This is a genomic window from Xylophilus sp. Leaf220, assembly GCF_001421705.1.
GTDB lineage: Bacteria > Pseudomonadota > Gammaproteobacteria > Burkholderiales > Burkholderiaceae_C > Xylophilus.
This window is the reverse complement of the sequence record NZ_LMKO01000003.1, coordinates 1-22,776: the sequence shown is the minus strand read 5'-3', so window position 1 is coordinate 22,776 and position 22,776 is coordinate 1. Positions and strand designations below refer to the sequence as shown.

The window sequence follows — 22,776 nt, the reverse complement described above, 5'->3', positions numbered from 1 at the left end:
ACGGCACCAGACATTCCATCGCCCCAGGAGCCTGCCATGCCTCACCCTGCCGCCGTACCAATGCCGACCCCGGAGGACGGCGTCTCGCAGCCCGTGCCGTCCGCCTGGCGGCCCATCCTCGCCGCGGTGGTCGACCGCTTCGCCGTCGGCGACTTCGGCCTTGCGCAAAGCGTGGCCGGCGTAGCGCCCATCCCCGCAAACCTGGCCGACGACATCCGCGCGATCGTGGAGCTGACGGGCGAACGGCTCGCCCCTCTGCCGCCCGAAGCGTGGGAGCGCGCCAGCGCCGAGTGGTACAGCGACCGGTGGATCGTGCTGGTGGATCTCTGGACGACGAGCGGGCCGAGCGACTTGGTGATGGCCGGCCGCATGGACGAGACGGCGGCCGGCCTGCAGTTCACCGTCGAGATCGTCCACACACCTTAGCGCGCCAACCGCTCGTCGGCCCCGAACGTCGGCCGGCGGGCCGCAGCATATGCGGCAGCCTCGGCGCGTAAAGCCGATTCTGCCCGGGCGCCATTCTGCACCAAGCACTGTATGCTTTTACAGTGGTTTCCGATCTTTTCCCATCGCCAGGACTTCTACCCGCAGTGGGTGGGGACGAGATCTCTGCCGGCCATCAGCACCTGCCGCCGGCCGAGTCCGTCCAAAAGGGCACGGTGCTTACGGTCGACATGGACAGCAAGCGGGCGGGCCGCGTCCGCGTCACGTACTGCGCGACATCGAGTAAGCACTACAAATCAGTCAGTTACTTCTGGACAGCAGTTCATGCGGGCCCTGTACCTTCCGCGCCCCTGGATCCCCAGGGTCGGGTGCGCCGCACTCCAGAGCAGGTGCTAGCGGCAATCGACGCGGCGGACCGCGTTGGGCAGGGAAGAGTGCTGGCCAGTGTCGACTGGGCGCAGCACGACGCCGAGGGCTGCGCGCGCGACAGCCTGACCGTCCGGCTGCACGGGGTTGACGCCAGCGGCAGGATCAAGCACGACGACATCGTGAGAGCGCGCGACCTGTATCGAGAGGCGATGGAGCGCGTTTTCGGCGGACCGGTGCAGCTGCTGGCGGCCGTACAAGCCGCAAAGCGCCATCGGGTGGGCGACGACCTGTTGCAAGGCGATATCGAGCTGATGAAGAAATGGCAGAGCCGCGCAGCCCAGACGCGCGGCCACGGGCTGGTCGATCTGCCGCCCGAACTGACGACGCGCGCCTGGTTCGAGCTGGGCGTGCGGCCACCACCTGACACCCGAGCAGCGGCAGCTCGCATCCAGGCGGCCCGGGAGGCAGCAGCGCCGCGCACCAAGCAGATTAACCTTTTCTGAGGCAGCTATGCAAGACGACCACCCTACCCTGCTCTACACGCCGGAACCTCCGACCTCCATGCATCGCCACCACCGCTTCGAGTGGAGCACCAAGAACATCCTGCCCCTGGCGCCGGACGCGTACATCGTGCGCGGAAGCGGCGCACTGTGGCAGGTCCGAGTGAAGGAGACGCTGGCCCTGGTCTATGCAGGGCCTGGGCCGGTCACGGTCGAGCGGTCGAACGCACCGTTTTGATCCTGTGCTTTGCGACGCGGCTAGCGGGAATGCTTCATAACGACACCGAAGGTTTCAGCGACCGAAGCATTGACCTGCTCGCCGATTGCATCAGTCGCAGGGCTTGCTTTTGTCACAGTCATGCGTGCCTCGTCGTATGCTTTCTTTGCCTTCTGTGTATTAACGCCACACAACGTGGAATCGACCTTCCCTGTCTTCTGCACGCTGGCGGCGCAAGCGGAGTTTGCTGCAATCACGGCCTTGCCCGAGCTGATCATGTCGGACTCGGACGCACTACAAGCGCTGGCCAGAGCCAGTGATGCCAAGCCGCAAAGGAGGCTCAAGCGCCGGCTGTTACGGATGGGTAGTGAGGGGCTATAGCGTTGCGACGGCATGGGTGTGTCTTGGGCGATGAGGCGGAAGTTATAGCACTAGAAGAAAACGGGACGCCCGCTATAAACAAATTTGCTTGCAAAATACGCTTTTTTGTTTATAATTCACTTATCGCAACAACGGGGAGGTAAGTGAAGATCAGCGAATTCAAGCGGTGGCTTGAGTCGCAGGGAGTCCGAGTCGAGAACGGTACGAACCACTGGAGGCTGTACCTGAACGACAAGATAAGCACCCTGCCCAGGCACCCGTCGAAAGAGCTGAAGGAAGGCACGAGACGCGCAATCCTGAAGCAGTTGAACATCAAATGAGGAGGGGCCCGAAAGGGCCTGCTTTGGTGATCCTGCACTTCACCGACTCCCAAATCCGCAGCATGGGCTGCGCAGGAGATACTGATGAACCGGCAAACTTTTCCCGCTCGATTCGAGCCCGATCCCGACGGCGGCTACGTGGTCACCTTTAGGGATATTCCCGAGGCGATCACCCAGGGCGACACCATGGAGGAAGCCCAATCCATGGCAGCCGACGCGCTGCTGACTGCAATGGATTTCTACTTCGAGGATAGGCGCCTTGTGCCGGCGCCGAGCGCGGTCCAGCCTGGAGAGATCATGGTAAGCCTGCCGTTGTCCGCAGCAGCAAAGGTCGAACTCCTCAACCTTGTGGTCGAGCAGAATGAGCGACCGATCGATTTAGCCCGGAAGATGAACATTCGACCGCAGGAAGTCACCCGCCTTCTCGATCCGAAGCATTCGACAAAGATTGACACGCTAGCCACTGCATTTTCAGCTTTGGGAAAGAACTTGTGTTTGACTATTTGCTGATTGGTTTATTATGAGCGATAACGGAAAATTTTCTCTAGTAGATTTTAGTGCTTTTGCAAAACCTGTCGAAGTTTTAGTTCAAGCAATCACTAGCGCAGTTGGAATTTGGTATGAGCCACATCAAATGAAACGAATAGCTCGCGCCAAAGGCGAGGTTTCGTTAATTGAATTTGCGAATCAGCAGAAGCTTTCCGCACTCGAAAGTCGCGCCGTAAATCGCATAGTCGTTCAAGAATCGCGTGCGCAAAACAATATCGAGTCTATCGCCTCCCAATCCTTGCCGCTGGTGAAAGAAGATGCGCATCCTGAACAATTGAAAAGCGATTGGCTATCGAATTTCTTCGACAAAGCAAAACACATCTCTGATGAGCAAATGCAAAGCGCATGGGCTAAAGTTTTGGCAGGAGAGGCCAATACGCCAGGAAGCTTCTCCAGGCGTGCCGTCAATTTGCTAGCTGAAATAGACGGTGCAGATGCATTTCTTTTTGACACTTTGTGCAGGTTCCGTGTCTCTTTCCCAGAGGAATATGTAATAGTTTCAGAAGTCAGGAACGAAATTTACAACAGGCATGGAATTAATTTTGCGTCGTTAACACACCTCGAAAACTTAGGGCTAATCGCATTCAGCAGCCTATCAAGCTTTTTAATCCAGCCTGATCAAAATAAATTAACCGCCCAATACTGCGATCATAAATTAGATCTAACGTTGTTTGCAATGCCTATTCCTGAGCTTTCTGTGGGCCGAGTAATGCTGAGCGGCCCGGGATCAGAAATTGCAAGTTTATGCGTGCGAGAAGAGATTCCTGGATTTTATGAACATCTAAAACACATTTGGAGCGCTCATCTAGCCCATACAGACATCTGAAAAATCTAGCAGTGAAATCAGCCCGTATGATTTCTTGAAACCTTTGCGTTACCAACAACCAATACTGCAAGCGAAAACAAAACAATCATGCCGAAAAACTATGAGCCACCCTTATCCGATAAATTACTTATTGTGGCCTTTTTTGGAAGTCAACTTGGCTTATTGTCCATTTTGTTTGCAGGCATATGGACGACTCACATAACGAAATTTTATGTTCCGACAACGCTTATATTTATTTTTTTTGTGCTGATCTATCTTTGGGCTGAGCGAGCCGACAACAGCAAAATCAGAGACAAAATAATTTCCGCCACCATTAGATCTGCCGCAGGCTCCATTGCTATTGTTAGTTTTGGATTTGGGATCAGCCACATTTATAAACTCATACCCGTAGCCCCAAATTACAAAACAGCTATTCCCGTTGCATTGGGCGCATTTACAATTGGCCTAGGATGCTACTTTATTCGAAGAAAATACCGGAGAATATGGGGAGCCACTGAAATTGTGGCTGGTATAGCCATAGTCGTTTATCGAACATATACCAAGAATTACTCTGCAAACTTGATGGACGCCGAATATTTCATAGCATTCATTACAGCCGGCATTTACTTAATGGTACGAGGATTCGACAACCTAGAACAAGGGGCAAAAATTATCGCTGAGAAAAGGCGTTTAGATAAGCAAAAGCGAAGGCAGGCTAAGGAGTTTGAAAAAAAACGCTCAGGCGTTACCGGTGAAATCGCCCACGCCCCGTCCACATTCGCGAATCAATGATATTTAAGCCGCATGCTCAACGCATATTACTCAGCTAGCACAAGCGGCAGAGTACAAGCGCGAAGAGCGACATATATTTCTTGCTCATACGCTTCTCTAACACGCAGTTCGGCTATCGCGTGCGCCACCCACGTGTCAACGTTATAGGGCGGTCGCAGCGAATCGAGCGGCATGGCTGGCCGTGCAGGCGTCTGCACACGACACTCGACCGGCACCGGCACTTTGACCTGCACCGTGCGGGAAGTGCCACAGCCGGCCAGCGCGGTCGCTGCGGCGATCACGATCGCTGCCTTCATGGCTTAGCCCTCCCCTGTTCCCAGCGCTGCAGGCGGACCTGTACGCTGGCGTAGTCGTCGCCGGCGACGGCCGCACGCGTAGCGATCTCTTGCGTGGCGCGCTGCTGGGCAGCCACGGCCGCGGCGCGGGCGGCGGCCTGTACTGGCTTGGCAGCGGCCGCACGTTTCTTGGCCACGTCTTCCAGCGCCTCGACGGCATCGCTGGCGGCCGTCGCATCGGCACGCGCCTGGTCGCGCTGCTGCTCGGCCACGGTGCGGGCGTCGCGGGCGTCAATCCAGGCCCAGCCAAGCGCCGCGTTTGCGGCGATGCTGGCGGCCAAAAGGTAGGCGATTGGGTTCATAGGACCACCTGGTGCTGGACGATGGCGGCGATCTCTGCGCGCTTGGAAGGCGGCAGGGCGAAGAATCGTTGGTCGACCGTCAGCCCGTCCGCCCGCTTCGACAACCCGAAGGGCTTGAGCTCGGCGGTGCAGCGGGCCATGGAGCGATCGCGGGTCAGGTTGAGGGCATAGCCCCAGTTCACCGGTAATACGCGGCCCCAGGGCAGCGGCAGGGCCGCCACAAGGTGGTAGCGGCCGCCCTGCTCGAAGAGTGCCCAGCCCGGGCGGGACTTGTCGCACCAGATGTCGCCCCAGGCCTGTTTCGGTCCGGTGGGCCACGTCACCCCCATGCGGATCGCCAGGTTGGTGCAGCGGTTGCGCGACCCGAGCCAGGTGCGGCGGGCCGCGTCGCTGCGGGCCGGCTGGTCGCTGTAGTAGGTCGGCGTCTGCTGGTCGACGGGCACCAGCAGCGGAACGCCCTCGGCCTGGCTCATGGGATCGAGGCCGGCCAGGTCGTAGCCCAGCTCGACCTGGTCGAGCGGCACCTTGCCGAGCGTGACGTCGGCATAGGTGGCCCAGGGCCGCTGGTCGCCGTTGATGCCCCAGTTATTGCCGTAGACGCAGTCCCAGCGGGCCAGGCCTTCGGCCGTGCGCGGCAGGCCCCGCACCAGGTGCGGCACCACCAGGAACGCCGACAGGCCGAAGATCTTGACCCAACCGCCCCGCAGCCAGGCGCCGAGCATGCTGGCGGAGGCCTTGGCCTTGTAAGCGAGGGGCACCGGCAGGCACCAGAGCAGCACCAGGGGCGGCAGCACCCAGATGGCGAGCAGCGCGGCGATTGCCGCGGCTGCGATGACGTACCAATTCATGATCCGCTCCTCGCGCAGTTCTCGTACATGCGCACGATGGTTTCGGTGTGGGCCCGGCGCTCCAGCGCGCTGGCACCGGCGCGCAGGGTGGGCAGCAGGGGGCAGGCGCGCTGCAGCTCGTGGATTTCCACCAGCGTGCGCACGTCGGCCGATGCTGCTTGGCATGCCTGGGCGGTAACGCTGGCCTGCGGTTCCGCCGGCGGCGTCGACGCGCAGCCGGCCAGCAGGACAGCGGCGGCAAGAATAAGGAATGCGCGCTTCATCGGGCACCCTCCCCGATCCGGGCGTTGGCCTTGCCGATCGCGCTGTTGATCGCCTTGCGGTCTTGCTCGATGGCGGCCGCCGGCACGCCCGCCGCCTTCGCTGCCTTGCCGGCAGTAGTAGCCGCGGCCTGCGCAGTTTCCGACGCGGCCGCAGCCGTGCTTGCGACCTCAGACACCGTCGTGGCCACCTCCTTCACGGTGCTGGCCGTGGCATCCAACCGCTCTGCCGTGCGCGCCTGGCGCCCGGAGATCACGTCGAGCACCGCCTGGTGGGTGCGCTGCAACCGCTCGATCTCGGCGCTGGCGTCCTCGCGCGTCGACTGCACGCCGGCGTAGTAGCCCAGGGACATGCCGCCTCCGAGCAGGCCGCCCAGGATGACGGCCTGGTGCATGAAGTAGGTGATACGGGCGCGACGGCCGGATGCCGCTGCCAGGACTGCGGCGCAGTCGTGCCCGCTGGTGTTATGCGTGTCCATTGAGTTGTTCCTTGAGGGAGGCGACCTGCTCGCGCAGACCCTGCATTTCGCGGGCTTGCTGGTCGAGTTGCTGGGATTGCGCGGTGAGCTGGCGGGTCATCTCGCCGAGCTGGCCGCGCAGCTCGCCGAGGGCCTGCACGGCTTCGTTGCGACCCTCGGCGAACCGGTCGGCCCGCTGGGTCATGTCGAGCAATGCGGCCTTTGCCTCGGCCGCGGCCTCTTTCCAATGCTCGATCGCACTGATGTTTGCCTCGTTGTTGGCAGCACCCACGGCGCGCTGGCTGCGCTCACGCCAGAGGTAAACCAGCAGCGCGATGGTGATCGCGCCGTAGGCCCCGAACGGCCCTTTGAGTTCGGCGATCAAGCCGACCATGTCGCCCATGCTCACTCCAGCGCCAGGGTGACGGCCTGGCGAATAAGGGCTTCGGGGTACGGCTGATGGCCGTTCTCGTGGGCGACGATGGCTGGCAGGATGCGCTCCAGCGTGCGGGCGTCCTGCAGGTCGATCTGGTCGCCGGGCTGCACCCCGAGGGCCTTGGCGACCTGGCGGGCATAGGCGCCGGTGTCGTTCTCGACCGGAGGCGCCCAGCGACCGATGATGGCCGCCGGCGTGCGCAGGTTGTACTTGCGCTGGTAGCTGAGCAGCACCTTGGCCAGGGCGCGCAAGCCCCACACGGGTCCAGTGAAGACGACGAAGCGCGGGTCGCTGGATTGGTCAGTGGCCATGCCCTGCCAGCGCTCGGTGGTGCGGTCGATGTTGCCGGGGTTGTGGTTGCGGATGCCGCGGGGAATGGTGGCCATGGTGGTCTCCGAATGGGCGTAAAAAAACCCGCCGGGGCGGGTTGCATGTTGGGTGGGGCAGCGTCAGGGCGCCGGTTCGCCGGCCAGGATCTGACCCGCCCGGCCCGTCCCGTCGAGCAGCCCGAGCGCACCGAGCGCGCCGATGAACTCCACCGTCGTCGGGTCCGTGCGGTCGATGTCCATCGCGTCCTTGTAGCGGGCGATCGCCGAGCGCACGCCGGCGCGCTGCGCGACCGTGAGGTTCTTGATCGCCGGTGTCTCGGCCACGAACTCCGCGAAGCTGAAGTTGTCGATCAGGATGTTCTCGCCGTCGGTCAGCAGCTTGCGGAAGTCGGTCTTCGTGTAGACCGTGGGCCGCACCACCGGCGCCGGCTCGGCCGCAGCAGGGGCAACGAAGGCGCCATCAGCCCAACCCCAGCCGATACCCACGCCTAGGCCCTGCTCATGCGGGGTATCGAGCGGTTCGATGTGATCCCATTCAGAAGCGATCGCTGCCAGGAACGCAGCCCCCTCTTCGCCCTCTTCCACCACGATGACGTTGGCGACCTGGGCACCATTGATCAGTGCGTATTTCATATTTACACCACGTAAGAAAGGACAATCACGCCAGAGCCGCCGTTCCAGCCCTTCTGGTTTCCGACGCCGCCGCCGCCGCCGTTGCCGCTGTTGTTTGGTTGATCGGCCCAACCAACAGTCCCGAACAATGCCGAGGGGCCGCCGACGCCATAGCCGTTGACGCCAGGGCCAGGCATGCTGAGCTGGAAGATGTTGCTGGCTGACGTCGTGCTGAAAGCAGGACCGCCTGCGCCTGCGCCGGCGCCGGAGCCCTGAACGTTGCCGTTCCCGCCGCCTGCTCCGTATCCGCCGGGATAACCGCCGGAGTATTGGCCTCCAGGGACGTTGCTGTAATAACTGCCCTGCGTACCTGGCGCGCCATGAGTGCCGCCGCCGCCGCCTGAGCCGGCCATTACGTTCGGTGTGCCCGAAGAGCTATTTGCGTACCCGCCTCCGCCGCCGCCGCCGCCGGGCGCCGACAAGCCGTTGAAGGTTGTCGTCCCACCGGCTTGCCCAACCGTTCCAAGGGCCGTCTGGTTTTGGCTCCCAACACTCGATGCTGCGCCACCGATTCCGCCCGCACCGATGACCGCGTTGATAGCCGCGGTGACGATCGTCTGCCGGAGGATGCGCCAGCCGCCTGCGCCTGCGCCGCCGTAACCGGTGACGACGCTCGGTGAGCTGTAAGCGCCGCCGCCGCCTCCGCCGCCGCCGCCGACCAGTTCAGCCGTGACGACGCCGCCCTTGTCGAGTAGCGCCTGCGGTGGCGTCCAGACCTTGGACGCGGTGATGATCTCGATTACCAGCTTGCCGCCGGATGCGAAGAGGTCGCTAGACGATCCCATTATTGGATGCTCCAGTCGCCGAGCGCGGCGATATAAGTGAAGGTCAGCGTGCGACCCTTCGAGTTGCAGTTGTAGTTTTCCGGCAGGCCGCCGACCTTCTTGCCTTGCGGATTGACGACGGCGGGGTTCAGGTTCCAGGTGCGGGTCGCGTCGTACAACGTGATCTGCGATCCGTTGGCCGCCGTGTTGGGGAACGGGACGAGGAAGCCGGCCGCGCTGGTGTCGAGCGGATACCACCCGCCGGGCGCTGCGTTGAAGCTGGCGGCGATCAGTGCCGTGGGCGCGACCTTCGGCGTCAGGGGCGACCAGTTGGCCGCGTCCTGGCTCGGGTCGGTCGCGCTGGCGCTGGTGCCGCGCTTGCGATAGCCCATGTAGTCGATCGGCGACCAGACGGTGGCGCCGTCGTTGTAGTTACCGGCCGCCCACTTGGCGGAGCCGGAACCCGCCGCGGCCTGGGCTGCCGCCGCCTGGGCACCGGCCTGGGCCGCCAGGGCAATGCCGGCATCGGTGTTGGCCGACTGGGCATTGGCCTTCGTCGCGTCGCCGATCGCCTTCAGCATATCGCCCCAGGGTTTCAGCTGCGGCAGGAACGCGTCAGACCGGGTGTCGAAGTTGGCCATGTCCGTGGTCGACGGCGCGGAGCCGAGGACGGGCAGATCCGGCACGGGGGTGATGGCCATTAGATTTCCTCCAGTTCAAGGGTGACCAGCGCTTCCTTCTGCTGGTCGAGATCGATCGAGAATTGCCGGTAGAAGCCCAGGATCAGNGGGTGATGGCCATTAGATTTCCTCCAGTTCAAGGGTGACCAGCGCTTCCTTCTGCTGGTCGAGATCGATCGAGAATTGCCGGTAGAAGCCCAGGATCAGCAGCGACTCGAAGTACCCGTCGTCGCTGAAGTCGTCCAGGCCGCTCCAGACCGCGACCTTCGCGTTCAGCGCGGTGCGCAGGTCCCGCACGGTGTTCACCAAGCCCTTCGGCAGCTCCAGCACCTGGTCGGTCCGCGGCACCGTGCGGCGGGGCACGAACGTCACGTTGCCGGCGAAGTCCCGGGTGGTGTTGCTGAAGTTCAGGGCATCGCTCTTGGCCTTCTTCTGCACGTTGCCGATGAACTCGCCATTGCCGATGACCAGCGCCGCGCACTTCACGGCAGAGCCGAAGCTGTTCTCGAGCGTTACGGTGATCACGGCGCCGGTCGACGGCGGCAGGTCGGTCAGCAGTAGGGACGGCAGCACGATGAACTTGCCGAAGAAGTAGGTCTTCCAGCTGGTCGTGCGCCGCGCGATGCGGCTCACGGCCCGCCGGTAGATCTCCTGCCCGGCCAGGGTGACCACCACCGTCACCTTCGTGGCCTGCAGGCCGCCGAGGAAGAGGCTCCCGACCCGCTGCCCTGGCGTCAGGACGACGGTCATCGTCCCGGCCGAGGTGGTGGCGTTGTTGCGCTCCAGCTCGAACATCGCGCGCCGGTTGGTCGCGCCGATGTCCTGCCAGCTGGTCGGATCGTTCTCGGGCAGCGTGTTGGTGCCGGCCGCTACCGCCTTCACGCACTGGTATTTGCGGTGCGTGGTGGTGCGGATCCGCACGTCGCCCACCACATAGGCCGAGCTGGACGACCAAAGCGTTTCCCCGGAGTCGGGCTCTGGCACGCTGCTGCTGGTCAGGACCGCATCGGTGATGGGGATGGGGGTTACGACGATCATGCTGCTGCCCTGGATGCGAAGGAGTCCTGCCCGCCCGAGACGTTGCGCAAGGTCTTAGCCGATTCGGCCGTGTTGGTAGCTGTGGCCTTGGCCGCGTCCTTCATCTGCCGCACTTCCTCGCGCAGCGCAGCCAGCTCGACCACGATCGCGTCATTGGCCGCAGCACCACCGCCGCCGAACGCGGATGCCAGCTGCTGCTGGTTCCAGATCCGGCTTTGGCCCGAGGCCTCCAGTTCCCAGCCCCGCTCGCCCACGATCCGCAGACCGCCCGCGTGCATGCCACCCGTGGCGAAGGCCGGCACGCCGGCCCCAGCCGCCGCGGCGAGGACATCGCCGTAGAAGTAGCCGTCATGCGCGGCCACGTCGCGCAGCGAATACCCCGCCGCCTTGGCCGCGTTGTAGTAGCCCGCCACGTCGCCGGTGCCGGCGTACTTGGCGAAGACCGCATCCAGGCCGCCCAGGTTGGCCGCGTCTGCACCGGCGATCACGCGATTCACGTAGCCGTCGCTGAAGACGTAAGTACCATTCGCCTGGCGGCCGAGCGACGAGCCGCTGCCCGCGCCGCCGCCGCCAGGGCCCGCACCGACCACCGCACCGCCGCTGCTCGAGCCGGCGCCCGTTGCAGTTCCCGCAGGCTTCGCCGGGAACATCGCCTTGTGCAGCCGGTCGATCGCCTCGGCCACGCTCAGCACCGATGTGTCGACGCCCTTCATCGTGTCGACCAGGTTCTTCGACTCGCGCAGCACGTCGTCCAGGCGCTTCAGCTCGTCCTGCGTGGTCTTGAGCTGCTTCTCGGCGGTGGTGAGCTGGACGCCGTTGACTTCCTCGAGTTCGGACAGCTGGCCGGCCAGCACCAAGCGGTCCCGGTCATATTCCTCCCGGGTCGCGTACTTGTCCTCGCCCATGCCGCTGCGCACGCCCGCGATGGCGGCCTGCAACTCCTCGTTGCCGCTCACCCCGCTGATCAGCGCCTTGCGGATGTAGGCCATGCCGTTGGCGGCCGTCACTGCCGTGACGCTGGTCACCTCGCCCAGCAGCGAGCCGATGCTCGACTTCAGGGTCTGGCCGATCGCGCCCAGGCCGGTGACTGCCGCCTGCTGGATGCCCTGCAGGTCGCTCAGCACCGTCTTGCGGGCGTCGACGGCGCGCTGCACCGCCGAGAAGGCGTCGTCCACCAGCTTCTCGCGCTCGGCCTTGGCCTTGGCTTCCGCCTCTGCAGCCGCCGCGGCGGCCGTGCTGGCGTCCTCGACCAGCCACAGGTCGTTCGCCAGCTTCGCCAGCGCGGGGCTCAGCGCCACCAGCCGGGCATACTCCTTGGCCCGGTCACGGTCCAGTGCTTCACGGGTGCGGCCTTGGGCGCGCAGCAGGCGCTGTTCGTAGTCAAACTGCGTGTCGCCGATCTCCTTGTTCCGGGCGTCGGCTTCTGCCTTGGCGGCGGCCGCGGCCTGCGCGGCTGCGGCTTCGTCCTGCAGGCTGTAGATGTAGCGCTGCTTCTCGCGCAGCAGCGGGTCCATCGCAGCCAGCTCGATGTCGCGGCGGGCGGCCAACGCGCCGGCGGCGTTGCCCTGCAGCTCCATGATCTGGATGTCCTGGTCCCGGGCGGCGTTGGCGAGCGCCGTCGCTGCGGCCGCTGCCGTCGCGGCGTCCTGCACTTCCCAGAGGTCGTTCGCCAGCTTGGCCAGGGCCGGGCTCAGCTCGGCCGCGGCGGCGTACTCCTTGGCCCGGTCCCGGTCCAGCGCCTCGCGGTCCTTGCCCCGGGCGCGCAGGATCTGCTGCTCGTAGTCGTAGGTCTTGTCCGCGATGGCCTTGTCGCGCTCGGCCTTGGACGCCGCCGAGGCCGACGCATCGTTGGCAGCGTCGGTGATCGAGGCGAACACGGGCGCGAACTGCAGCAGGGCCGCGTACATCTTGCGGCCCTCCTCCGTGTCGAGCTTCGTCTGGTACAGCTCGACCATCTCCCGGTAGGCGTCGCGCGACTTCGGCAGCGTGACGCCTAGAAGTCCTGCAGGAAGCTGCCCGCGGCGGCGCTGAACTTGTCTATGCCGCCGAACAGGTCGACCAGGGCCGATGCTGCGGCACCACCAGCCAGGGACGCCTTCAGGGCGGTCTGGCCGAGCGAGTCGAAGATGGCATTCGCGCCCGACAGGCTGTTGGCCAGCCGGCCCAGCGTGTCGATCGCCGACTCGCCCGCCCGGCGGAACGGGTCCAGAGCCGAGGCCGCCGAGACGGTCTGACCACCAGCAGCAGGATCTGCGGCGCCGGCGTAGGCCACCGGCAGCGCGCCGGCCGCGTCCTCCTGGATCGCAGCAGCAGCGGCAGCGGAGCCGGCCTTCGCACCCGACAGGATGCCGCCCGCCACCAGGTTGGCCAGGTCGTCGCCCAGGCTCTTGAACGTAGCGGCCAGCTTCTCCTGGATCTGGGCATCGGTCAGCCCCTGGGTGCTGATGAAGATGTCCTTGGTGAAGCCGTCGATCGCCTTCGAGTTGAGCCCCAGCACGTCGGAGAAGCCCTTGACGCTGGTGAACATGGAGCCCACCGACTGGTCGATTGCCAGCTTCGTGGCGGCCGGCAGCGCGGACAGCTCGTCGCGGTAGGACGGGCCCGAGAACAGGGTGCCACCCTTGCGGATGGTGGTGAAGCCGGACACGTCGGACTCGGCGCCCAGCGTGCCCTTGAAGCCGACATCGGTCTTCTTCTCGGAGCGGAAGACACCCAGGGCGTTCAGGGCCACCACCGCGGCTAGCGCGTAGGGTGCTGCGGCGCCGATGACGCTGCCGATACTGAAGGACGCGCCGCCGACCGTGCTGGCGCCGACGGCGCTGCTGATGCCGTTGGCGATGATCGCGCCGCCTTCGCCCGCGAAGAAGCCGGTGAGGCCAGACGACACGCCCGAGGCCAGCGCACTGCCGGCGCCAGAGATGAGGCTGAATGCGCTCGACGCCAGGTTCGCGCCGCCGAGCACACCACCAGCACCGCCCGCCTGGTTGCCGACCAGGCCTGCAGCGCTGGCGGCCGAGCCCGCCAAGCCGGTGATGCCCGTCATCACACCCTGCACCAGCAGCTTCAGCACGCTTGTCTTGAAGGTGTTCTTGATGCCGTCCCAGAAGGACCGGAAGAACCCTTTGCCGGCCTCGAAGCCCCGGAAGAGGCTGTCGGTCAAGCCGTTGTAGAGGCTTTCGGTGAAGGCTTTCCACTGGGAAGCGGCTTCGGCAGCGATGCCGTTGGCGCCCTTCTGGCCGGCGATCTTGCGCAGCAGTTCCGCTTGTCGCTCCAGTTGGTCGGCCTCCGCGCTGTTGCCGTCGATGAGGCGGCGTGTGACGGCCTGGCGCTCCAGGGCCACGGCCATTTCTTCCGTGCGTGCGGCCTCCAGCAGGCGCACCTGCTCGGCGGTGGCGCCGATGGTCTTCGCCTCGAACTCCAGCTGCTCGAGCTGCTTGTCCAGCGCGGCGGTGTCCTTGTACCGACCGTCGAGGCGCTTGTCGGCCTCGGCGTTGTACTGGGCGTAGGACTCCAGCAGCTCGCGGTTCAGCTGCTTCTCGCGCGCGCCGATCTTCTCGTCCTGCTCGGCGATGCGGGCCTTCGTGGCGGCCACGTCCTTCTGGCTGTTCTGCTTCGTGCCGTAGATCGCCAGCTCTTCGGTCATCAGGGCCCGGCTGGTCGCCAGCGCCTTGATCTCGGCGTCGGCCACCTGTTCGATGGCCTCGATCTCGCCGAGGGAGCCGCGCTTGCGCAGGGACTTCAGTTCCTCGGTCGTCTCTTTCGCCTGCGCCAGCTGCAGCTTGTCCCGGCCCTTGATCTGCTCGATCAGGGCGGCCATCGCATCGGCTGCGGCCGCGGCGGCGTTCTTGTCCTTGTCGAGGACGTTGGTGAAGTCGAGGTTCTTCTTGACCTCCCTGCCGCCACCGCCCAGCGCGTCGAGGTCCTTCATCCGGGCGCGGATGCGCGAGCCCATCGTGTCCTCGCTGAACGTGGTGATCACGCTCTCGCCCAGGTCGCTCACGATGGTGCCGGCCTCGCTCATGCCGGTGCGCATGTCGGCCAGCGCGCCGGTGAAGTCGCCCTTCATCGCCTTGCCGATGGCCGAGCCGACCGCGCCGAAGTAGGCGACGCCCGCAGCCGCATAGGCGCCGATGCCTTCGGCCATCACCTTGATGCCGCGCCAGCCCAGCTGCGCGGCGTCGGCCACGTAGGTCAGGCCGGTGACGGCAGTGGTCGTGAACTGCTTGATGCTGCCGTCTTCCGACAGGCGCTTGATCTCCGCGCGCAGGCCGCCGGTGCCGTTGCTGACGTCGAGGAACGCCTGCAGGCCCTGGTCGAGGGCGGGGATCATGGCCAGGGCCAGTTGCTTCTTCCAGGCGTCGCCGCTCGAAGTCAGCCGGTCCAGGTTGTCGTCGAAGTTGGCGGCCGCTGCCGCCTGCTCGGTCGTCACCTTGGCCTGCAGCTCGCCCACAGTCGCCAGGTCGTTGAAGAAGGGCAGCATCTTGGCCCCCTCCTTGCCCAGCAGCGCCTGGGCGACGGCCGCCTTTCCGCTGCTGTTCTCGAAGCCGTCCATCGCCTTCGCGATCGTGCGCAGCTGCTCGTCGGGCGACTGCTTCTTGAAGGTGTCGAAGTCGATGCCCAGCGCGCGCACCGCCGCCCCGGCGCCCTTGCTTTCCTCGGTCGCGCCGGCCATGTTCTTGGCGAGCTTGTTCATCGCGCCGCCGATCGACTCGGCCGACTGGTTGCTGTACTTGCCGACGGCGGCCAGGCCCGACAGCGCCTCGACGCTGGCGCCGGTCTGCATCGCCAGGTCGTCCAGGGCTGCGCCGGTCTCGACCGCGCCGCTGATCAGGCCCTTGAATGCGGAGATGGTGAAGCCGGCCGCCAAGCCGCCGGCGATGGCGCCGACGGTGGTGGCGATGCCGGACTTCAGGCCGTCCATCGTGTCCTGGACACGCTTGGACATCTGCAGGGCGCGCTGCTCCGCAGCATCGGCGCCGCCCGTGAACTGAGCGTAGTTCAGCCCGAGCTGAACGACGAGGGAGCCGAGTGCAGCCATGGGTCAGGTTTCCTTCTTGTTTTTGATCAGCTCGGAGTCGGCGTCGAGCACCGCGGACTCCATCAGCTGCAGGTCGGAGAAGAGCTGCTGGCGCTCTTTCTTGGGGACGGAGAACTGCATCCAGGCGTGGATCGCGGCGTAGTCGAAGCCGGTGCGCACCGCGCCGATGCCGGCGTGGCGCCACTGGGTGCGCAGCGCGTGGAAGCGCTCGAAGGTCTGGACGTTCTCGGCGTACAGGCCGAAGTGCTCGTGGCTGTCGTCCTCGGGCTGGACTTGGGCTTCCACCGCCTCGATGTCCTCGGCGCTGGCGCCCATGGCCCGCATGCCCTCCACGATCGAGGCGTCAACGGAAAGGGCCGGCGGCGGGCCATCCCGCACGCCGGCCCAGTGCCGCGCCGCCCCGATCAGTTTTTTTCGCGTGCGCCGGTGTTGGCGCGCCAAAAGGCGATGACCGTCTCGCGCACGGCGCCGGTCAGCTTGCAGAAGGCGTCGAGGTTTTCCGGGGTGAAGGGCACGTCGTTCTTCTGCTCGTCCTTCATCTTCCAGCCCACCAGGCGGTCGCGCACCAGGTCGACGTGCTTGAGCTGGAGCAGCGCCTCGCGCTCGTCTTCTTCGGCGCGTTTGAATTCGCCGGTGAAGGACTCCTGCTTCCAGGAGCCGTTTTTCTGCTTGACGCTGACGGTGACGGTTTCTTCGAAGGTTTCGGTCTGGGAGAGATTGAACATGGTGGTCTCGGATGGGAGGGAACGAACAAAGGCCCGCGGGCGAGGTGCCGGCGGGCCAGGGAGGGAACGGGGGTGGAAGCCGCCGGGCGGGCCGGCGGCGGGGGTCACTTCACGGTGAGCGCGATCTCGTCGTCACCCGTGTTCGGGTTGATGTCGAAGCCCAGGTTGAGCATCGCGATGCCTTCCTGGTCCTGCAGCGCGGCGCTGGTGATCTGGATCTGCGGCAGGTCGACCTGNATCTCGTCGTCACCCGTGTTCGGGTTGATGTCGAAGCCCAGGTTGAGCATCGCGATGCCTTCCTGGTCCTGCAGCGCGGCGCTGGTGATCTGGATCTGCGGCAGGTCGACCTGAACGATGTTGCCGGCCACGGTGCCGTGGATCAGCTGGGCCGCGCCGACCGTGCTGTCGACAATCGTCCGGCCCCAGTTCTTCTGCGCCATGGTGGTCAGCTCGATCATTGCGGTGCCCTTCGGCTGGCGGTCGGGACTGCGCGGGCCGGCGCAGTTCACCAACTCGCGCCAGGTCAGCTGGTTCGCCACGTCGAAGCCGAACGCCTGCATGCACGCGGCCACGCCGAAGATGCTGAAGCCGGGCGTGTTGATCTTGGCGACCGTCTGGGGCTGCTTGAACTTGCTGTAATCGACGGTGCTGTTGGCCGGCTGCACCACGTCGGCACCGTCGCTGTACGTGCCGATAAAGTCAAACTTCATCACCGGGATGGTCTTGGCATCCGTCTGGAAGCTGACCGTGCCCTTCGCCGCGGTCAGCTTGAAGAGGAGGCCGTCCAGGTAGCCGTACATGGTGAGGGTGGGTTCGCCCTCGCTGACGGGCAGGTACTGCACGCTCTGACCCGCGGTGACGGTCTCGGAAAAGCCGCAGGCCTGGAGGATGTCGCCCCAGGCCGGCGCGGTGCCGGCGGTGCCGCTGCCGGCCAGCTCGATCTCGAACTGGAAGCGGCGGTGCACGCCGACCGCCATGCTGCCGCTGTTGCCCTTGTAGGGGCGCAGCAGGTTGCGCTGCACGAACTCGGCGGTCACCAGCTCGGGCGTGAAGGCCCGGACCAGGATCGCATTCGCACCGGCGGTGGGGATCGGGTCCACGCCCGGGGTCACTTCCCGCTTGACCAGCAGGAGCATCTTTTTCATCGACTTGGCCATGGGTATTACTCCTGGGTGGCGCTTGCTGCGTCGGCAGCGGGATCGGGCATGNCGTACCAGGATCGCATTCGCGCCGGCGGTGGGGATCGGGTCCACGCCCGGGGTCACTTCCCGCTTGACCAGCAGGAGCATCTTTTTCATCGACTTGGCCATGGGTATTACTCCTGGGTGGCGCTTGCTGCGTCGGCAGCGGGATCGGGCATGCGGGTGCGTGCGCCGGTGATGGGGTCACGGCTGTAGCGGCCGCCGATGCCGGTGAAGTCGTCCGGCGGGTGGATCGGCTCGGCGACGGGCTTGGCGGGCGTGTCGGCCGCCGGGGCCGGCGTGGGCGCCACCGCCAGAGGAGACACAGGCGGCGGTGCGGCCGGCTGCACGAGGGTGACGGGTAGCGGCGCTGCCAGGACGGCAGGCAGGGCTGCGCCTCCCGCGGTGTCGGGTTTGGGCATGGTTTCCTTTCGGGAAGGGGGTGGGATCAGTACCGCGGGGTGCGGAGTCGGACGGTCAGAAACTGCGCGAAGACATCGGGGTCGTCTTCGTAGTCGGCATCGCCGGCGTCTTCATCGAACTGGAAGGCAGGCTGCAGCGCTTCCATCGCGGCGAGCAGCTGCGGCATCAGGGCGATCAAGGTGTCCAGGTCCTTGTCCATCGCCACGATGTTCACGCTGTGCTGGTCGTAGCCGCCGCCGGCGCACCACTTTTCCTCGGGCTTCGAGTCGATGTCGAAGACGACGGCGGGCCAGGTGGGCACCGGCGGCAGTTCGACCGCCCAGGTGTTGGGCAGCACCGCTTCCAGCGCCGCAGAGACGAGGGCATGCACGTTCATCGTTTGAGACCCACTTTCTGCAGTTCCTTGGCCAGGGCGTCGCCCATGGCCTGCAGGGCCGCGTCGCGCTTGTTGACCAGGGCCCGCGCCAGGAACGGCGTGCCGGTCCGGCGCTTGGTGGTGAACTCCAGGAACGACCAGTAGAAGGGATCGTCGGCGAAGCGCTTGACCACCCTGCCCTGTTTATTGACCGCCAGCATGCTGGAGGCCTTCTGTTTCTTGGTGAGGCTGCGGCCGTGCCGCACGCCGAGGTTGTATTGCACGGTGCCATCTGGCGCAGCGGACTCGCGCTTGATCACGATGTTCTTCAGCAGCGCGCCGGTGCGGCGCAAGCCCAGGCCTTGGGCCACGGACTTCGCCTCGCGCTTCACGATGTTGCCGCCGGCGACCACCATGCGGCGGCCGATGCGGTTCTTCATCTTGTCGGCGTTGAGCTGGGCGAAGTTTTGCCGCATCTCGCCGATGCCGAGGATGCTGGATTCAGCCATGGTTCACCCCGCTGTCGCACGTGGCGATGACGCCGGGGCGGTAGAGGATCTCAAACTCGGTGCGGGCCTCGGCCACCAGGCCTCCCACGGCCGTGGCGCGTTTCTCATTTCCGGACAGGTGCCGGACGCTGCCCCAGACCCTGGCGACGGGCACCCAGGTCTGCTGCATGCCGCCCGAGGTGCCCTTGTCCACCTGCAGCGCCTCGATCAGGATGCGCTGGTCGCGTTTGCCGGCTAGCCGCATGTCACACCCCCAGACCGACGCGCCAGGGCTGCAGCAGGGAGCGGGAGCCCATCGGCAATTGCGCCATGGCGCCGCTCACCGTGTCTTCGCGGTTGGCGAACAGGTGGCCGGTGATCAGCAGCACGGCCGCGGTGATCGATTTGTTCACCAGCATGGGGTCGTCGCCTGCCGTGCCGTTCAGCACCGCCGTGGCCAGGCTGTCGGCGTCGGGGTAGACGTTGCGGTTCAGGAAGGCCTGCGCCTGTTCCTCGGCCGCCTCCAGGTAGATCTGGATCTGCTCGGCCGGGTAATCGTCGTCTGCGCGCAGATGGGCGCGCGCCCTGTCGAGCGAGACCAGCATGGTCATGCAGTCGGCAGGAGGGCCTGCAGCTCGGCTTTCGACGCGCTGGCCTTGTAGGCGATGCCCGCCGCGTCCAGGGCCGTCTTCAAATCGGCGACGGTCTGGGGGCCCGGCGGTACCGCTGGAGCGCCCTGCGCGCGGATCGCGTCGGCGATCTCCTCTGGGGTGCTCTTCGACGCGTAGCCGGCCGGTGGATAGTTCGCGGCCTGGTAGCCAGCGGCGACGAACTCCTTCACCGTGGGGCCATCGGCGCGCAGCTCGTCGCTGCCAACGGAGCGGGCGGGCCGCGCGACGGGTGCGTCGTCGGGGCCGATCTCGACCGCATTGCCGCGCTCGACCAGCTGGCGGCCGCGGCTGCTGTCCATCTGGGCGATGGTGCCGGCACGGGGGTCCGGCATCTGGAATTTGATCCGCATGGAATATCTCCTGGAATGCGAAGAGCCCGGCGGGCCGGGCTCTTCTAGGGTTGCGGGGACGTCGGCGGCGATCAGGCGACGTTGCCGAAGTCGCCGTAGATGAAGGCCTCGGGGCGGAACACGGCAAGCGCCAGGCGCTCCTCGGCGAGGATGGTCACCATGTTCTTGGTGAAGTTGTCACCGTCCTCGGTCGAGACTTCCACCCGCGCCAGCCAGCGGTCGAACACCTGCGCGCCCAGCTTGAAGGCGCCGACCAGGAACTTGTCGGTGCTGATGGCCTGGGTTTCCACGACCGGCAGGTTCCAGAGCGTGGCGCCGATGCTGCCCTGGGGGTTGCCGATGATGTAGCGACCGTTGGCGTCCTTCTGCATCTCGATGCGGGCCCAGTCGGTCGGGTTCATCACGATGCCGGTCGCGGGGTATTCGGCCAGGAAGGCCTGCAGCATCGCCAGGCGGATGCTGTCGATGTTGGTCTCGGTGCCGGCCGGGTCGAACGGTGCGACGAAAGCAGAGGCCTGCGGGATGATGCCCAGCAGGTTCTGGCCTGTGCCGTCGCCGTTGAGCAGTTGGCCCTCTTCCTTGAAGGCCAGGCCGTAGCGCAGGCGGCCGTCGATCATGCTGGCCAGCTGCGAAGCGTCGCTCAGGATCTGGCGCGAGGCCTTCACGTAATGGGCGATCACCTTCGCGGTGGTGCTGATCAGGTCGTACTTCAGGCTGGACTCGGGCTTCTGCGTGCCCTCGGCCACCATGGCGGCGTTGTTGGTGAAGCCGGTTTCCTTCACGTACTCCAGGGCGTTGCCGTCCATGGTGCCGGGGGTGATCAGGTCACGCACCGTCATGCGCCGCTGCGGCAGCGCCAGCACGCCTGGCAGGCGGGTGCGCTCGACCAGGTCGCCGGCCGAGCCGTCGGCGTCGGTGGTGAGCCCGGTGATGGCCGCATGGATCGGCATGTCGACGCGGCCGCGCGGGGTGGTCTGACCCATCAGGGCCTTCACGCCGTCGGTGTTGACGAACTGCTGACCGAGCGACTGGTGCTGCACGTCGCCACCGGCGCCGTTGGCCTCGATCTTCGCGAGCGCCTGCTGGGCGTGCTGCAGGTTGGCCTGCAGCTCGCCGTGCTTCACCAGCAGCTGGTCGACCTCGGCCTTCGTCTCGCGGGAGAGCTGGCCAGCGCTCTTCGCCTCGCCGAGGGCCTTCTCGCCCGCGGCCTTGACCTCGTCGCCGATGCGCTGCAGCTGGACCTTGAGGGACTGGGCATCGTCGTCGGCCGCGCACAGGACCAAGCCGGAGCGCTTCATGTGACGGAAGAGCGCGTCGTTGACGATGGCTGCCGCTGCGATCAGAGCAACGACGATGCGATTCTTGGAAGTTTTCATTGGGGTACCTTTTCAGTTGGAGAGGGTGAAGCCCTGGAGGGCCTGGACGACTTGCGCTGCTGCGGCGGGCTTGCGGGCCCCGCCGTGTTCGGTGGGATCGCCCGCACCGCTGCCGGCGGGATCACCCACGCCGGACTTGAATTCGCTGAGCAGGCGCATGGCCTCGCTCTTGGGCATGCCGCCGGCGCGCAGGCCGGCCTCAATGCGGCGGATGGCCGACGCGCTGGCCTTGCCGGCGCCCTTCTCGACCTGGTCGGAAGGCAGCAGCTCGTCGGCGAAGCCACCCTCGATCGCGGCCTCGCCGCCGATCCAGGTCTCGGCGTCCATGAGCTTTCCCATGGCCTTGGCGTCCTGGCCGGTGCGGGCGGCATAGATGCTGGCCATCGCCACGTCGAAGGGCTTGAGCGTGTCGGCCACCTCAATCAGATCGTTGCGATTGCCGATCGCCATCACCCAGGCGTTGTGGATCATCAGGAAGCCGGCCCGGGCGATCTGCACCGTGTCGCCGGCCATCGCGATGACCGAGGCGGCCGAGGCGGCCAGGCCCAGCACCTTGACCGTCACTTCGCCGTCGTGCTCGCGCAGCAGGTTGTAGATCGCCAGGCCCTCGAACATGTCGCCGCCTGGGCTGTTCACGTTCACCGTCACCGGGCCCGGGCCCATCGCACGCAGGGCGCCGGCGATCCGCTTGGCGGTGACACCCTCCCCGCTCCAGTAGTCGTAGCCGATCACGTCGTAGACGCTGATCGTGCGGTCGTCGGCAGCCTCGGTCGTCGCGGCGCGGACGCCAGCGTTCCAGCGGTCCAGGGCGCGGGGCTGCAGCTGGCTGGAAACGGCCGCGCAGGGGCGACCCTCCGGCGCGCCCGGCAATGTTTTCTTGCTCATGGATCAATCCTTGGAGTCGGGGGAGAAGCCCAGCAGCGCGCGGAGTGCGGCCCGGGCCTGGGTGGTTTCTGTTGCGGTGCCGACCGCATCGAGCGTGGTCATGGCCGACTGGACGGTCAGCACGGCTGCGTTGCCGCCCATCGGCTCCCGGTCTTCCAGCTCCCGCACTTCGTCGCGGGTCAAGATGCCGTTATTGACCATCGCGCCGTAGAAGGCAGCGCGGCCGGCGCTGTCGGCGCGCAGCAGTCCCTCGACCGCGAACTTCGCGTAATACCGCGTCCGCTCACCTGGAGTCAGCAGGTCCTTGGCGATCGCCTGCTCGATACGGCGCAGCCACGGGCCCAGGGTGAAAGTCAGGAAGCCGATCATCTGCTGCTCGATGCCGGTGCCCCAGCTGGTGGATTTCTCGGTGTGGCCGACCATCCAGGGCGGAACGCGGAACCAGCGGCAGATCGCGTCGGACGGATTGATGCCCAGCGTGCCGGCCTCCGTGCCGCCTTCGAGCAACGGGGCCTCGCCGCGCTCGATCGTGCCGGCTAGGTTCTTTTTGAATTCCTTGCGCTGGTCGGGCTTCAGGAACGTCGCCACCTTGTAGTAGATGGTGGGCAGCATGCCGTTGCGAAAGGTCGTGGCCGCCGCCTTCTCCGCCGCGATCGCCGCGCCGAAGACCTTGGCCCCGTACTGGATGACGGACACCCCGTTGATCCCGTCGAGCGTGAAGCCGGGAATGGTCCAGATGTTTGCCGTCGCGATCTCCCGCAGCGAGCCGTTCGCCCGTGGGTAGT

Annotated in this window: 31 protein-coding genes; 7 read left to right on the top strand and 24 right to left on the bottom strand. The window is 65.6% G+C overall.

All coding sequences use genetic code 11. From position 1 onward, the window contains the following. The first annotated feature begins 36 nt into the window (after positions 1-36). The 3 genes from ASE76_RS06020 (at position 37) to ASE76_RS06010 (ending at position 1,551) form a co-directional block, all read left to right on the top strand. A complete protein-coding gene (locus ASE76_RS06020) occupies positions 37-426 on the top strand; it encodes a hypothetical protein (RefSeq protein ID WP_156362539.1) in 390 nt (129 codons plus the stop codon). Between the two features lie 233 nt (positions 427-659). Next, positions 660-1,316: a hypothetical protein gene (locus tag ASE76_RS06015; RefSeq protein WP_156362538.1), complete on the top strand. Its 657-nt coding sequence runs from the start codon at positions 660-662 to the stop codon at positions 1,314-1,316. Positions 1,317-1,374: 58 nt separating this feature from the next. Continuing rightward, complete coding sequence (locus tag ASE76_RS06010; protein ID WP_156362537.1) at positions 1,375-1,551, top strand: hypothetical protein; 177 nt, start codon at positions 1,375-1,377, stop codon at positions 1,549-1,551. A gap of 20 nt (positions 1,552-1,571) precedes the next feature. On the opposite strand, the gene ASE76_RS20450 is transcribed toward ASE76_RS06010, so the two are convergent. Further along, the gene (locus tag ASE76_RS20450) at positions 1,572-1,808 is read right to left on the bottom strand and encodes a hypothetical protein (protein WP_156362536.1); all 237 of its coding nucleotides are present in this window, start codon (positions 1,806-1,808) and stop codon (positions 1,572-1,574) included. 246 nt (positions 1,809-2,054) lie between these two features. On the opposite strand from ASE76_RS20450, the gene ASE76_RS19910 reads away from it, so the two are divergent. The 4 genes from ASE76_RS19910 to ASE76_RS20445 all read left to right on the top strand — a co-directional run bounded on the left by ASE76_RS19910 (position 2,055) and on the right by ASE76_RS20445 (position 4,377). Then, positions 2,055-2,231: a type II toxin-antitoxin system HicA family toxin gene (locus tag ASE76_RS19910; protein ID WP_055843110.1), complete on the top strand. Its 177-nt coding sequence runs from the start codon at positions 2,055-2,057 to the stop codon at positions 2,229-2,231. Positions 2,232-2,315: 84 nt separating this feature from the next. Further along, positions 2,316-2,741 carry a type II toxin-antitoxin system HicB family antitoxin gene (locus ASE76_RS05995; protein ID WP_055836327.1) on the top strand — a complete coding sequence of 142 codons (426 nt, stop codon included), beginning with the start codon at positions 2,316-2,318 and terminating at the stop codon, positions 2,739-2,741. Positions 2,742-2,751: 10 nt separating this feature from the next. Next, entirely contained in the window at positions 2,752-3,606 is an 855-nt protein-coding gene (locus ASE76_RS19905) for a DUF2806 domain-containing protein (protein WP_082448066.1), read from the top strand. Positions 3,607-3,693: 87 nt separating this feature from the next. Further along, positions 3,694-4,377, top strand: coding sequence for a hypothetical protein (locus tag ASE76_RS20445; RefSeq protein ID WP_156362535.1), 684 nt, complete (start codon positions 3,694-3,696; stop codon positions 4,375-4,377). Between the two features lie 292 nt (positions 4,378-4,669). Here ASE76_RS20445 and ASE76_RS05990 read toward each other — a convergent pair whose 3' ends face one another. The 23 genes from ASE76_RS05990 to ASE76_RS05880 all read right to left on the bottom strand — a co-directional run. Continuing rightward, the gene (locus ASE76_RS05990; RefSeq protein WP_055836324.1) at positions 4,670-5,014 is read right to left on the bottom strand and encodes a hypothetical protein; all 345 of its coding nucleotides are present in this window, start codon (positions 5,012-5,014) and stop codon (positions 4,670-4,672) included. After that, the gene (locus tag ASE76_RS05985) at positions 5,011-5,862 is read right to left on the bottom strand and encodes a hypothetical protein (RefSeq protein WP_055836323.1); all 852 of its coding nucleotides are present in this window, start codon (positions 5,860-5,862) and stop codon (positions 5,011-5,013) included. The genes ASE76_RS05990 and ASE76_RS05985 overlap by 4 nt, the downstream gene beginning before the upstream one ends. Beyond that, on the bottom strand, positions 5,859-6,125 hold the full coding sequence (locus ASE76_RS05980) for a hypothetical protein (RefSeq protein WP_055836320.1): 267 nt from the start codon (positions 6,123-6,125) through the stop codon (positions 5,859-5,861). Before ASE76_RS05980 ends, ASE76_RS05985 begins: the two co-directional genes overlap by 4 nt. Beyond that, complete coding sequence (locus ASE76_RS05975) at positions 6,122-6,601, bottom strand: hypothetical protein (protein ID WP_236698356.1); 480 nt, start codon at positions 6,599-6,601, stop codon at positions 6,122-6,124. Before ASE76_RS05975 ends, ASE76_RS05980 begins: the two co-directional genes overlap by 4 nt. Further along, on the bottom strand, positions 6,588-6,983 hold the full coding sequence (locus tag ASE76_RS05970) for a hypothetical protein (RefSeq protein ID WP_055836314.1): 396 nt from the start codon (positions 6,981-6,983) through the stop codon (positions 6,588-6,590). The genes ASE76_RS05975 and ASE76_RS05970 overlap by 14 nt, the downstream gene beginning before the upstream one ends. A 2-nt stretch (positions 6,984-6,985) precedes the next feature. Beyond that, positions 6,986-7,402, bottom strand: a complete 417-nt coding sequence (locus ASE76_RS05965) for a structural protein P5 (RefSeq protein ID WP_055836311.1) — start codon at positions 7,400-7,402, stop codon at positions 6,986-6,988. 63 nt (positions 7,403-7,465) lie between these two features. After that, a complete protein-coding gene (locus ASE76_RS05960; RefSeq protein WP_055836308.1) occupies positions 7,466-7,978 on the bottom strand; it encodes a hypothetical protein in 513 nt (170 codons plus the stop codon). Positions 7,979-7,980: 2 nt separating this feature from the next. Continuing rightward, a complete protein-coding gene (locus ASE76_RS20440; RefSeq protein ID WP_156362534.1) occupies positions 7,981-8,802 on the bottom strand; it encodes a glycine-rich domain-containing protein in 822 nt (273 codons plus the stop codon). Beyond that, on the bottom strand, positions 8,802-9,482 hold the full coding sequence (locus tag ASE76_RS05955) for a hypothetical protein (protein ID WP_055836305.1): 681 nt from the start codon (positions 9,480-9,482) through the stop codon (positions 8,802-8,804). Before ASE76_RS05955 ends, ASE76_RS20440 begins: the two co-directional genes overlap by 1 nt. Positions 9,483-9,581: 99 nt before the next feature. Continuing rightward, complete coding sequence (locus tag ASE76_RS05950) at positions 9,582-10,499, bottom strand: hypothetical protein (RefSeq protein WP_055836302.1); 918 nt, start codon at positions 10,497-10,499, stop codon at positions 9,582-9,584. After that, positions 10,496-12,454 (bottom strand): hypothetical protein, encoded by a 1,959-nt coding sequence (locus ASE76_RS05945; protein ID WP_055836299.1) that lies wholly within the window; start codon positions 12,452-12,454, stop codon positions 10,496-10,498. Before ASE76_RS05945 ends, ASE76_RS05950 begins: the two co-directional genes overlap by 4 nt. A 38-nt stretch (positions 12,455-12,492) precedes the next feature. Further along, positions 12,493-15,537, bottom strand: coding sequence for a hypothetical protein (locus tag ASE76_RS05940; RefSeq protein ID WP_055836295.1), 3,045 nt, complete (start codon positions 15,535-15,537; stop codon positions 12,493-12,495). A 3-nt stretch (positions 15,538-15,540) separates the two neighbouring features. Beyond that, on the bottom strand, positions 15,541-15,852 hold the full coding sequence (locus ASE76_RS05935) for a DUF1799 domain-containing protein (RefSeq protein WP_168389222.1): 312 nt from the start codon (positions 15,850-15,852) through the stop codon (positions 15,541-15,543). An 89-nt stretch (positions 15,853-15,941) separates the two neighbouring features. After that, positions 15,942-16,262, bottom strand: coding sequence for a hypothetical protein (locus tag ASE76_RS05930; RefSeq protein ID WP_055836289.1), 321 nt, complete (start codon positions 16,260-16,262; stop codon positions 15,942-15,944). A 1,315-nt stretch (positions 16,263-17,577) separates the two neighbouring features. Continuing rightward, entirely contained in the window at positions 17,578-17,865 is a 288-nt protein-coding gene (locus tag ASE76_RS05920; protein WP_055836283.1) for a hypothetical protein, read from the bottom strand. Between the two features lie 26 nt (positions 17,866-17,891). Continuing rightward, a complete protein-coding gene (locus ASE76_RS05915) occupies positions 17,892-18,242 on the bottom strand; it encodes a hypothetical protein (RefSeq protein ID WP_055836281.1) in 351 nt (116 codons plus the stop codon). Beyond that, on the bottom strand, positions 18,239-18,730 hold the full coding sequence (locus ASE76_RS05910) for an HK97-gp10 family putative phage morphogenesis protein (protein ID WP_055836278.1): 492 nt from the start codon (positions 18,728-18,730) through the stop codon (positions 18,239-18,241). The genes ASE76_RS05915 and ASE76_RS05910 overlap by 4 nt, the downstream gene beginning before the upstream one ends. After that, a complete protein-coding gene (locus ASE76_RS05905; protein ID WP_055836275.1) occupies positions 18,723-18,974 on the bottom strand; it encodes a head-tail adaptor protein in 252 nt (83 codons plus the stop codon). Before ASE76_RS05905 ends, ASE76_RS05910 begins: the two co-directional genes overlap by 8 nt. A gap of 1 nt (position 18,975) precedes the next feature. Beyond that, complete coding sequence (locus ASE76_RS05900; protein WP_236698355.1) at positions 18,976-19,314, bottom strand: head-tail connector protein; 339 nt, start codon at positions 19,312-19,314, stop codon at positions 18,976-18,978. Positions 19,315-19,316: 2 nt separating this feature from the next. Continuing rightward, positions 19,317-19,730 carry a HeH/LEM domain-containing protein gene (locus ASE76_RS05895; RefSeq protein WP_055836268.1) on the bottom strand — a complete coding sequence of 138 codons (414 nt, stop codon included), beginning with the start codon at positions 19,728-19,730 and terminating at the stop codon, positions 19,317-19,319. A gap of 71 nt (positions 19,731-19,801) precedes the next feature. Beyond that, the gene (locus tag ASE76_RS05890) at positions 19,802-21,106 is read right to left on the bottom strand and encodes a phage major capsid protein (RefSeq protein WP_201781842.1); all 1,305 of its coding nucleotides are present in this window, start codon (positions 21,104-21,106) and stop codon (positions 19,802-19,804) included. Positions 21,107-21,118: 12 nt separating this feature from the next. Continuing rightward, positions 21,119-21,991, bottom strand: coding sequence for a head maturation protease, ClpP-related (locus tag ASE76_RS05885; RefSeq protein WP_055836263.1), 873 nt, complete (start codon positions 21,989-21,991; stop codon positions 21,119-21,121). Between the two features lie 3 nt (positions 21,992-21,994). After that, on the bottom strand, positions 21,995-22,776 hold a 782-nt coding region (locus tag ASE76_RS05880), incomplete at its 5' end, for a phage portal protein (RefSeq protein WP_156362532.1).

Excerpts from the sequence above, each read along its gene's own strand:
- ASE76_RS05920 (WP_055836283.1), bottom strand. The coding sequence starts at position 17,865 with ATGCCCAAACCCGACACCGCGGGAGGCGCAGCCCTGCCTGCCGTCCTG.
- ASE76_RS06010 (WP_156362537.1), top strand. The coding sequence starts at position 1,375 with ATGCATCGCCACCACCGCTTCGAGTGGAGCACCAAGAACATCCTGCCC.
- ASE76_RS05945 (WP_055836299.1), bottom strand. The coding sequence starts at position 12,454 with ATGGTCGAGCTGTACCAGACGAAGCTCGACACGGAGGAGGGCCGCAAG.
- ASE76_RS05955 (WP_055836305.1), bottom strand. The coding sequence starts at position 9,482 with ATGGCCATCACCCCCGTGCCGGATCTGCCCGTCCTCGGCTCCGCGCCG.
- ASE76_RS06020 (WP_156362539.1), top strand. The coding sequence starts at position 37 with ATGCCTCACCCTGCCGCCGTACCAATGCCGACCCCGGAGGACGGCGTC.
- ASE76_RS19905 (WP_082448066.1), top strand. The coding sequence starts at position 2,752 with ATGAGCGATAACGGAAAATTTTCTCTAGTAGATTTTAGTGCTTTTGCA.
- ASE76_RS05900 (WP_236698355.1), bottom strand. The coding sequence starts at position 19,314 with ATGCTGGTCTCGCTCGACAGGGCGCGCGCCCATCTGCGCGCAGACGAC.
- ASE76_RS05995 (WP_055836327.1), top strand. The coding sequence starts at position 2,316 with ATGAACCGGCAAACTTTTCCCGCTCGATTCGAGCCCGATCCCGACGGC.
- ASE76_RS05905 (WP_055836275.1), bottom strand. The coding sequence starts at position 18,974 with ATGCGGCTAGCCGGCAAACGCGACCAGCGCATCCTGATCGAGGCGCTG.
- ASE76_RS05890 (WP_201781842.1), bottom strand. The coding sequence starts at position 21,106 with ATGAAAACTTCCAAGAATCGCATCGTCGTTGCTCTGATCGCAGCGGCA.
- ASE76_RS05985 (WP_055836323.1), bottom strand. The coding sequence starts at position 5,862 with ATGAATTGGTACGTCATCGCAGCCGCGGCAATCGCCGCGCTGCTCGCC.
- ASE76_RS05885 (WP_055836263.1), bottom strand. The coding sequence starts at position 21,991 with ATGAGCAAGAAAACATTGCCGGGCGCGCCGGAGGGTCGCCCCTGCGCG.
- ASE76_RS05960 (WP_055836308.1), bottom strand. The coding sequence starts at position 7,978 with ATGAAATACGCACTGATCAATGGTGCCCAGGTCGCCAACGTCATCGTG.
- ASE76_RS05965 (WP_055836311.1), bottom strand. The coding sequence starts at position 7,402 with ATGGCCACCATTCCCCGCGGCATCCGCAACCACAACCCCGGCAACATC.
- ASE76_RS05970 (WP_055836314.1), bottom strand. The coding sequence starts at position 6,983 with ATGGGCGACATGGTCGGCTTGATCGCCGAACTCAAAGGGCCGTTCGGG.
- ASE76_RS20450 (WP_156362536.1), bottom strand. The coding sequence starts at position 1,808 with ATGATCAGCTCGGGCAAGGCCGTGATTGCAGCAAACTCCGCTTGCGCC.
- ASE76_RS05980 (WP_055836320.1), bottom strand. The coding sequence starts at position 6,125 with ATGAAGCGCGCATTCCTTATTCTTGCCGCCGCTGTCCTGCTGGCCGGC.
- ASE76_RS05990 (WP_055836324.1), bottom strand. The coding sequence starts at position 5,014 with ATGAACCCAATCGCCTACCTTTTGGCCGCCAGCATCGCCGCAAACGCG.
- ASE76_RS20445 (WP_156362535.1), top strand. The coding sequence starts at position 3,694 with ATGCCGAAAAACTATGAGCCACCCTTATCCGATAAATTACTTATTGTG.
- ASE76_RS05975 (WP_236698356.1), bottom strand. The coding sequence starts at position 6,601 with ATGGACACGCATAACACCAGCGGGCACGACTGCGCCGCAGTCCTGGCA.
- ASE76_RS05940 (WP_055836295.1), bottom strand. The coding sequence starts at position 15,537 with ATGGCTGCACTCGGCTCCCTCGTCGTTCAGCTCGGGCTGAACTACGCT.
- ASE76_RS05950 (WP_055836302.1), bottom strand. The coding sequence starts at position 10,499 with ATGATCGTCGTAACCCCCATCCCCATCACCGATGCGGTCCTGACCAGC.
- ASE76_RS20440 (WP_156362534.1), bottom strand. The coding sequence starts at position 8,802 with ATGGGATCGTCTAGCGACCTCTTCGCATCCGGCGGCAAGCTGGTAATC.
- ASE76_RS05935 (WP_168389222.1), bottom strand. The coding sequence starts at position 15,852 with ATGGGCGCCAGCGCCGAGGACATCGAGGCGGTGGAAGCCCAAGTCCAG.
- ASE76_RS05910 (WP_055836278.1), bottom strand. The coding sequence starts at position 18,730 with ATGGCTGAATCCAGCATCCTCGGCATCGGCGAGATGCGGCAAAACTTC.
- ASE76_RS05930 (WP_055836289.1), bottom strand. The coding sequence starts at position 16,262 with ATGTTCAATCTCTCCCAGACCGAAACCTTCGAAGAAACCGTCACCGTC.
- ASE76_RS05915 (WP_055836281.1), bottom strand. The coding sequence starts at position 18,242 with ATGAACGTGCATGCCCTCGTCTCTGCGGCGCTGGAAGCGGTGCTGCCC.
- ASE76_RS05895 (WP_055836268.1), bottom strand. The coding sequence starts at position 19,730 with ATGCGGATCAAATTCCAGATGCCGGACCCCCGTGCCGGCACCATCGCC.